Below are 9,121 nucleotides of genomic sequence, written 5' to 3' on the forward strand. Positions count from 1 at the left end.
TAAAAAAATAAATGAACGCAGTCAACATGTTTTTATGAGCAAATAACATTATTGTACCTGACTGCGCCCAAAATATGATTCATCTTTTATAAGGTCATTTATTGCGGCAGCATACGTACATACCTAATAAAACCTTTGCCTTCAACTTTTGTCTTTAAATTTTCGGTCGTTAAAGGAAATTGAATATCATCTGCATAATATCCTTGATCTTCTACAGAAGTTTCAAAACGAAGGTTGTAACCTTGGTCAATTTTATCATTAGGTATCTGCAACACGTTCAAGGCGCGCTCTCCACCGCTAATAGTTTCTCCAGATATGGCATCTATATTTGGACGGTGTTTGCCATAAAATTTCCACCATTCGGTTATTTCACTATACCACTCACTATCTTTGCCCTGCACATATAATGTTTCTACATACTCATTATCGGCATCCACGATAGACACTATTAAGTACGCACCCTCACCTGTATAATTGGTCAATTGAATAAGGCACTTTACGGCAGTTTTGTCCACTACGGTAAAGGCGGATAATAATGATCCTACCAAAACTACGGCCGGTATAAATTTTAAAAATCTTTTCATTTTAATACTATTGGTTCTTTGTTTCATTGATAAGCTAAGCGACACCTAACTTATTGCTTTAAAAAGTTTAACGATGTATTGCCTTTTTGCAACATTTCATTTTCACTAGCCAGGTCATAAACCGTTTCTTCAAAATCTGTTTTGCTATTGGCATCCGCACCTTTGGCGATCAAAAACTTTAACAATTTATCGTTTTCCGCTTTCATGGCCGCAACGTGCAAAGCAGTCATACCCTCATCGTTTTTGGCATTTACATCGATATTGAAATCTACTATCTTTTTCATGAGTTGCAAATCATTCTTTTTGGCCGCAACGTGGTATAAGGTATTACCCTCACCTTGTACGGTATTGAATTTTAAACCTTTTGCTTTCAACAAAGCCAGTTTAGCATCAAAAGCCTTCGCATTTCTTTTACTGTAAGAATCCGTAAGAAAATAAGCTGCAGTATTACCGGTAGCATCTTTAGCATTGATATCCGCACCTTTCTCAATTAAAAATGCAACTACATCAGCTTTGTTATCATGAGCGGCAAGCATTAAAGCTGTTTCACCATCGTTATTGGCCGTATTGATATCCTTAACATCCTTGGCCAATAATTGAACAACGGCCAAATCATTTCTAGCGGCAGCATTCAAGAAAGGAGTGTTTCCTTCTTCATCCGCTTGATTTACATCTGCACCAGCCTCTAAGAACAGATCAAAAATAGCAGCATCTTTATTACCAAAAGCTAAACGGTGCATTGGGGTACTACCATTTTTTTCAACAATATTAGGTTCCAATCCTAGACTTTTTAAATACGTATAGACCGGTAGACCATTGCTGAATCCGCGACCACCTTGAGATGCGAACATAAAGGCATTACCACCATTATTGTTCAATGTTTTGTAATCTACTCCTTTGCTTATCAATAATTTCAAGAAATCTATATTCCCCTTTTTAGTAGCGTAGTTAAAAATGCCGTTGCCGTCATCATCCTTACTATCAAGAGCCAAACCCTTGTTTAAAAAGAAATTCAACTCCTCTTCAGATTTCAATGATGGTGCCGCCAATAATAGCACATTGGCACCATGCTCATTTTTCTCCTCTTTAAGGTTCACCCCTTTTGCCTCAAAAGCCTCATATATTTTAGGATTTGTTAGTCCCGCATTGGCTCCAAAGGCAAGTGGTGTATACCTGTGACTATCTAATGCTGTTACAGAAGCACCGTTATCCAATAGATACTGAACCAATTCGGCATCACCTGCATACGTTGCCCAGTGTAAATAAATACGGCTATCATGGGTTTTCTTATCCACTTCATTACCCTCTAGGGACAATAAATATTTAACCACCTCAGTATCTGCCTTGCTGGTTATGGCCAGTGTAGTGGCATCAAAAGAATTGCTGTCCTTTGCTATTGGATCGTTACCCTCTGCTATTTTTTGCTTTACAGTGGCAACACTTGGGCTACTCTTCCAAAATGTACGATCTAAAAGTTCATTCTTTTGCTGGGCAATACCCGTAAAGCTTATGAACAAAAATGCGGTCAGTGCTAATTGTTTTATGGTTTTCATGTCCTTATTGTTTAACGAATGATTCTATTACTTCTTCTATTTCATCTTTTTGATCATATTCATCATCAAAAAGGTATTTGTACAAAACTTTATTATCTACTTTTTCCTCTAAAGAAAGGTCTTTGTTCCTACCATAAACATCATCCCATTTTGTACGTACCAAAGCCCATTTATCCGCATTGGATTTCCACCATGCTGCGGCAGCGGCACATCTACTATCATCAACCTTTACATAAGTATTATACCCTTTTTCCTGAGCTAATATGACATCTTCTTTGCCTGCCTCACGAATAACCTTTGTATTATCTTGATCGTGCAACCAACCGTAATCCGTAACCTCATGGCGATTTCCACGAACGGTTAAATTATAGTCGCTTCTTGTCGTGTATTCACGTCTTGGCAACGGGGCATCTGAAGTATTTTCCCAAAAGCTTTTACCATCTACATGTACCCATGTAGATGAGCCTTCATACCTAGGGCTATCATCTACTTGATATACTTTTTGGGTCCACTGTCCTTTTACCTTATCTGATGGTAATTTTTTAAATGTCCATGTATTATCGGCATTATAAGAATATAGGTCTGTATTTTGATACAGCCAATCTTGCCTCCAATGTTTTACAATATGCGGGTCAGTAGGGTTACCTACCTGCAACAGGTGCTGAATGGATATTTTATCATCTTCATCCGTCACCAGTTCTGCCCACTCTAAGCCCTTATCCACTTTTGTTTTAGAAGGCTTATACAAAGAATCCGTACTATGGTTAAATGTTTCGGCAAAGTTGAAAGTTACTTCAAAACAACCGCACATACTTTTTATAGCTTCACGGTCATCGTTCTTTTTCGCCTTTTGGGCAATTGTACTAGCAGATACTACTAATGCCATTATGGTAGGTAATACTGTTTTCATTTTACAGGTGTATTATTTTTGATGTTCGTTGACAAAAATAACTATTTTAATTTATTCTAAATAAGAATTGTTTATATATTTGCAACCTTATCAAGAATAAGTCTAAATAAATATAATGCGATTTCGACTAGCGACCTTACTACTACTTATAGGTACACATATTATAGTAGCGCAAAGCCAAGAGCCCAGCGTTACAGATTCCATTGTATCACAAGAATTAGATGAAGTCATAGTGACCGCCACAAGAACTGCCCGTCAATTATCATCGCTTCCCCTACCCGTTACCTTGGTAGGTAAAAAACAGATTATAAAATCCGGTACCGTTCGCCTTAATGAAATACTGAACGAGCAAACAGGTATTATAACGGTTACCGATGAAAGTGGATTTCAAGGGGTACAAATACAAGGTATTGCATCGGACTATATTCTTATCCTTATAGATGGAGTTCCATTGGTAGGGCGCAGTGCCGGAAATTTCGATTTAAGCAGACTTACCATAGGTAATATTAAACAGATTGAAGTAGTTAAAGGTCCGTCAAGCAGCTTATATGGATCTGAAGCATTGGGCGGTGTGATCAATATCATCTCCGAAAAACCGGAAAAGCAGAATTTTAGCGGAAATGCATCCTACCGTATAGGTAGCTTTTCCCAACAAGATATGAATCTAGACCTTAAGCAGGGTTTTAAAAAATTTCGGTATGGATTTTTTGCCAATCGTTTCTCATCCAACGGATATGACCTAAATGAAGATGCGGAGGGCCAAACTGTTAATCCGTATACCAACTACACCCTAAACGGTAGGTTGTATTATGATATCAACGATAAACTTTCTCTCTTTACCTCTGGGCGATTCTACGATCAGGTACAAGATGCCGGATTTACCGTAGATAGCATTCAATATGAGGGTGATACCAAAGAACGTGAATGGAACACACATGCCAGACTGGACCACAAATGGACCCCGGCGCTCAATATGGCTTATGAACTGTACTATACCAATTACGTTGCTACCGAATTATTGGCAGACCCTATTTCTACAGATGTTTTGAGCGATAGTGATTTCGATCAAAAATTATTGAGGCCAGAGGTACGTGGCAGCTATACCTTTAATGTTGAAAACGAAAATAGAACCGGATTCCAAAACGGGACTTTAACCGCAGGAGCGGGATTACAGTTAGACGAGCTGGACAGGACGTATTTTGAAGAAAAAGTGAATTTCGCTTCTCAATACCTTTATGCCCAGTATGATTTTGACCCTTTGGAAAAACTGAATGTTATTGCCGGAGCGCGCTTTGACAATCACTCTGAATACAACAACCAATTTAGTCCCAAGTTGGCATTACGTTACCAATTAAATCCAAATCTGGATATTAAGGGATCTGTAGGTTATGGTTTTAAAGCGCCCGATTTTAGACAGTTATATTTTGACTTCACCAATTCCGCGGTGGGCTATACCGTACTAGGTTATAATGTAGCCTTAGATAAATTACAAGAATTAGAAGAACAAGACCAAATCTTAGATGTGGTGGTCACTGAGGACGAATTGAGCCAACCGTTGGAAGCAGAAAGTTCTATTGGCTATAACCTAGGCCTAACTCTAAAACATGGTGTTGGCAATACAGAAATCAATTTCTTTAGAAACGATTTTAAAAACCTAATAGATACCAGAATCATTGCCCGCAAGACCAATGGACAAAACGTGTTCAGTTATATGAATTTTGATGAAATATACACTACGGGTTTTGAAATCAACTCCGCCTACAAACTCACGGACAATTTAAATATAAGTGCCGGATACCAATTACTTTATGCCTTTGATAAACAAAGAAGAGAAGACGTAAAAAACGATCAAGTATTTGTACGCGATGCCAATACCGGGCAATCTGTTGCCCTGGCCACTTCTGACTATTTTGGCTTGGTCAACCGTTCTAGGCACAATGCCAATTTTAAATTCTACTATGACATACCCTCTGCCAAAACCCATGTAAATTTGCGTGTACTCTACCGTAGTAAGTATGCACAATATGACACCAATGGCAACGGACTCATAGATAATTTCGATACCAGTTTTATAGATGGTTTTGTTACCCTAAATGCTGCGGTAAGCAAAATATTCTATACAGATTTTACACTTCAGGTTGGCGCAAATAACCTATTGGATTATACAGATAACAATATCCCGACAATGCCGGGCATACAAGCATTCATTAAATTAAATTATCAATTCTAACCCACCTGGCAACAGGTTTTAATTACAATTACCATGACAAAGAACATTTTAGCAGTAGCATTTTTAGCAATGGCATTCACCTCTTGTAGCAGCGATGATGACAGCACACCAACGGATCCGGTACAGACGGAGACCGTTAGCAATTTATATGCACCACAAACCGGAGGCCAAGGAGAACCTGTTGGTGGTGAGTTCACCAAATTTGATTTTGAGACCGGAGCCATTACTACCAGTGATACTGCATGGGACATTGCCTTTAGGGGCACCACGATCGCCGTTAATGGCGGCACCTTGACCGGCACTGAAGATGAACCGGAAAGAAACGGTAATGTTGGCGTAGCCGAAGTAACCGGCACCTTGGCAAGTGTAACCACAGCAGAAGGACTTACTTTTGAGCAAGATGCAGATGCTTCTTTTGCCATTGCAACAGGTAGTGATAATGGTTGGTACAACTACGCAGGAGACCCAACACATTTAATAACACCTATACCGGGTAAAGTATTTGTATTTAGAACTACCGAAGGTAATTTTGCCAAAGTAGAGTTTATAAGTTATTATGAAGATGCGCCATCTGAACCAAATGCTTTTGAAGATGCTACACCGTACTATACCTTTAATTATGTTTACAACCCTAACGAAGGCGATACTTCTTTAGAATAGTCTTATTTTTAGAGCATAAAAGTCCAATATAAAAGGGCAACTTTAGGGTTGCCCTTTTTTGTTTTCATTAAACCAATAATTACTGGTTCATATAATCTTGCCATTGTACAATAACATACTTTGTTACACCATTTTTAGTCGTTTTTAAAAACCCAAAATCATAACAAAAAAGGTAAACATCATTTTTTTGATTCTTCCAGTAGTGGGTAAAAAATTTGGGATTAAAACCTTCCTCTAAAAGAACACTCTTTCTAATAGTTGTAAATCCAGACTTATTATAGCGTTTTAGTATTTTTCTGTTTCTCTTCAGTTGTTTATCAACCGAAAAATAGAAGGTATTCTCTTTCTGACTTTTTTCATATTGATGTATGGATTTACATTTTACTGAGCAGAAAATTTTATCCGTTCTACCTATCACTTCATTATTACATTCTGGACAAACTCTTTTCATTCTTATAACTTAATCGACTATTATACGAATAATATACGCATAATAGTTGATTAATTGATTTATTTAGTATTACACTTGACATGATGAACACACCAAAATCCATTACGTTACATCATCTAATGATCAAAAATCAAAAGATGATAGGCATACAATTTACTCAGGATAAGCTTATACAGAACCTGATCAAGGGGCTTCCCGAACCTAGGTGGAGCACTAAGTACCACATGGTCTATATTCTAAATACAAAGAAAAACCTTGGTATTATTTTCAATACTTTTAAAGGAGTCGTATGGATCAACTATAATAAATTTTTAAGCAACAGACCTGTCAACACCCATAATGAAATAGTAGATGTACAGTGGTTCAGGGAAAGAAAAACACCTGAAGGCTATAGGGTCTGCCCAGAGGAATACCTGTTAAAACTAGAGCTTAAAAGATATGCCAACAGCACCGTAAAAACGTATGTCAACTTTTTTGAAATGTTCATTAATCATTATATGGACAGAGATATTACAACCTTGAACGAAAGTGATGTAAGGTCATATCTACAAAGATTAATACATAGAAACGTATCTAACTCCTATTTAAATCAGACCATAAATGCCATTAAGTTCTATTATGAAACCGTTCTTGGCATGCCCAACCGTTTTTACGACATTGAAAGACCAAGGAAGGAACATAAGCTACCTACCGTAATATCAAAAGAGGAGGTCATTGCCATGCTGAATTGTACAACAAACCTAAAGCATAAATGCATTTTAGCCTTGCTCTACAGTGCCGGTTTACGTAGAAGTGAACTTTTAAACCTTAGGGTCAAGGATATAGATAGTAAACGAATGCTGGTTTCTATAAAAGGCGCCAAAGGCAATAAAGACCGAGTAAGTCTATTATCCGAAACAGTTCTACAAGATTTACGGCTCTATTTTAAAGAATGGCATCCTAAAGATTATTTGTTTGAAGGCCGTAAAGGCGGTAAGTACAGTGCAGCAAGTGTATTACATATAGTAAAACAAGCTGCCCATAAAGCTGGAATATTACAAAATGTAACTCCACATACCCTAAGGCATAGTTTTGCAACACATTTGTTAGAATCTAACGTAGACCTTAGACAAATACAGGTATTATTAGGTCATGGTTCCAGTAAGACAACAGAAATATACACCCATGTAGCCACTAATACTTTTAAGACAATAAAAAATCCATTAGATTAGTATGCACAAAATAGATATATGTGCAATTGTGCACATATACAATTGTTAGGTGTCATTTGAATGAAACATTTTGCAAACATCATATTACTGCTTCTGATTTTAACTTCTTGCCAAAATAAAAAGGAGAATAACGGAATTGCCAAAACTGAACTAAAAGAACGAATCAGTGAACCGTATTCGAACATAATCCTTTATGACAATTTTGACAATGAATTAATTCTTGACACTATTTCAGAAAGAAGGGAATCGCAATTTTCACCAGTTTATATTGGACAAATAACGGATTCAATTGAATTATGCTATAAAACTTCAAAAATCGGACATAGAATTAAGGATATTGATTGGGGAAAATATAGAAGTCCAAAGACAACCGACTTAAATATATTCATTGATACAACAAAAATAATCGGATTTCCAATGTGGATTTGGGAATATTATAAAGCACCTGAACATCGCGCAAATAAAAAGTCATATCCTATCTTTATTAAAAACCAAAGTTCTGACACTTTGAGTATCGGATTTGGAGATGTATTGCCTATGCTGACAGAAGCACAAAACTCGATTGGAAATTGGAAACAAGTTGAGAGACAATTTATATATGATTGTGGAACAGGTTTGACTGAATTCTATCTTCCACCAAATCAAATTGCAATTTCTGCTTTGAGACAAAACTATGGAACGAATAAAACAAAATTTAGAGTGAGATTTCGACTTGGAGAAAACGAAATTTACTCGAACGAAATAAACGGAAAAATTAATAACTGAATAAAAAAACGCCACCTAACAACGTGTATAATTAATTGCTTGCTTATAGCCTACTTACGAAAATCCTCGCGGATTTTCTATTCGGTTTTTATTTGTTAACTTAGTTGCTTAACCACGCAACTAACCATACACAAACACGTTGTGCATAATTTGAGAAAATGGGATTAGACATTAGTTTAAGAGTAAATAATGATAGTGAAATAATCACGCCTGAATACTTTGAGAATCGTAATCTCTATTCTCTGAGCAGGGAATTTTGTAATCTAATGTGTAGACCAGGAGTAATTGAGCACACACCTGAATTTGACCAAATTGGAACAATAACTGATATCGATATATCTCATTTGTATAAAATGACCGAATACCCAAGTGACGATGAAGAAATAGATATGATTGAGTTTGCGGAAAACGAAGAAGAAAAGGAACGTTTAAAGGCTGATTTTGAAAAAAGAAAACAGGACTTAAATGGAAATATAAACCAAGTAAAAATTCTCGTAGAAAAGTTAATTGATAGTCTTGAAAAAATTGACAATCTATACGAAAGACTAATAAAAACGGATTTTGATTCTATGAATTCTGAATACTATTTTTCGGACTTTAATAAAGACAAAGGAGAAGGTTATATTGGAAATAACTTTGGACAAGACATGAGGAATTTCAAAAGATTTATTGACTATGCGATTGACCGAAATTCAGAAACCATTTGGTTTGAATATGGATAAAAAACTATGCACAACAATGTATCCTATGAAAAGCC

Annotated in this window: 9 protein-coding genes; 5 read left to right on the forward strand and 4 right to left on the reverse strand. The window is 36.5% G+C overall.

The features are described from left to right. Positions 1-98 precede the first annotated feature (98 nt). The 3 genes from B2Z27_RS19785 to B2Z27_RS19795 are packed head-to-tail and all read right to left on the reverse strand — an operon-like array spanning position 99 to position 3,047. Entirely contained in the window at positions 99-584 is a 486-nt protein-coding gene (locus B2Z27_RS19785) for a DUF2271 domain-containing protein (protein WP_091605074.1), read from the reverse strand. A 50-nt stretch (positions 585-634) separates the two neighbouring features. Continuing rightward, a complete protein-coding gene (locus B2Z27_RS19790; RefSeq protein WP_286814959.1) occupies positions 635-2,137 on the reverse strand; it encodes an ankyrin repeat domain-containing protein in 1,503 nt (500 codons plus the stop codon). Between the two features lie 4 nt (positions 2,138-2,141). Beyond that, positions 2,142-3,047, reverse strand: a complete 906-nt coding sequence (locus B2Z27_RS19795; protein ID WP_286814960.1) for a DUF6607 family protein — start codon at positions 3,045-3,047, stop codon at positions 2,142-2,144. Between the two features lie 115 nt (positions 3,048-3,162). On the opposite strand from B2Z27_RS19795, the gene B2Z27_RS19800 reads away from it, so the two are divergent. Together B2Z27_RS19800 and B2Z27_RS19805 are read left to right on the forward strand one after the other, a co-directional pair. Beyond that, positions 3,163-5,277, forward strand: coding sequence for a TonB-dependent receptor plug domain-containing protein (locus tag B2Z27_RS19800; RefSeq protein WP_286814961.1), 2,115 nt, complete (start codon positions 3,163-3,165; stop codon positions 5,275-5,277). Positions 5,278-5,310: 33 nt separating this feature from the next. Continuing rightward, positions 5,311-5,937, forward strand: a complete 627-nt coding sequence (locus tag B2Z27_RS19805; RefSeq protein ID WP_058105807.1) for an HmuY family protein — start codon at positions 5,311-5,313, stop codon at positions 5,935-5,937. Between the two features lie 79 nt (positions 5,938-6,016). Here the strand turns inward: B2Z27_RS19805 and B2Z27_RS19810 are convergent, their stop codons facing one another. After that, positions 6,017-6,388 carry a hypothetical protein gene (locus tag B2Z27_RS19810; protein ID WP_286814962.1) on the reverse strand — a complete coding sequence of 124 codons (372 nt, stop codon included), beginning with the start codon at positions 6,386-6,388 and terminating at the stop codon, positions 6,017-6,019. Positions 6,389-6,525: 137 nt separating this feature from the next. Between B2Z27_RS19810 and xerA the strand changes: the two genes are divergently transcribed. The 3 genes from xerA to B2Z27_RS19825 all read left to right on the forward strand — a co-directional run bounded on the left by xerA (position 6,526) and on the right by B2Z27_RS19825 (position 9,086). Further along, complete coding sequence (gene xerA / locus B2Z27_RS19815) at positions 6,526-7,599, forward strand: site-specific tyrosine recombinase/integron integrase (RefSeq protein ID WP_286814963.1); 1,074 nt, start codon at positions 6,526-6,528, stop codon at positions 7,597-7,599. Positions 7,600-7,659: 60 nt separating this feature from the next. Beyond that, entirely contained in the window at positions 7,660-8,364 is a 705-nt protein-coding gene (locus tag B2Z27_RS19820) for a hypothetical protein (RefSeq protein ID WP_286814964.1), read from the forward strand. A gap of 158 nt (positions 8,365-8,522) precedes the next feature. Next, positions 8,523-9,086 carry a hypothetical protein gene (locus B2Z27_RS19825; protein ID WP_286814965.1) on the forward strand — a complete coding sequence of 188 codons (564 nt, stop codon included), beginning with the start codon at positions 8,523-8,525 and terminating at the stop codon, positions 9,084-9,086. Positions 9,087-9,121 lie beyond the last annotated feature (35 nt).

Origin of the sequence: Maribacter sp. UBA3344 (assembly GCF_002362375.1) — a bacterium.
Classification (GTDB): Bacteria; Bacteroidota; Bacteroidia; order Flavobacteriales; family Flavobacteriaceae; genus Maribacter; species Maribacter dokdonensis.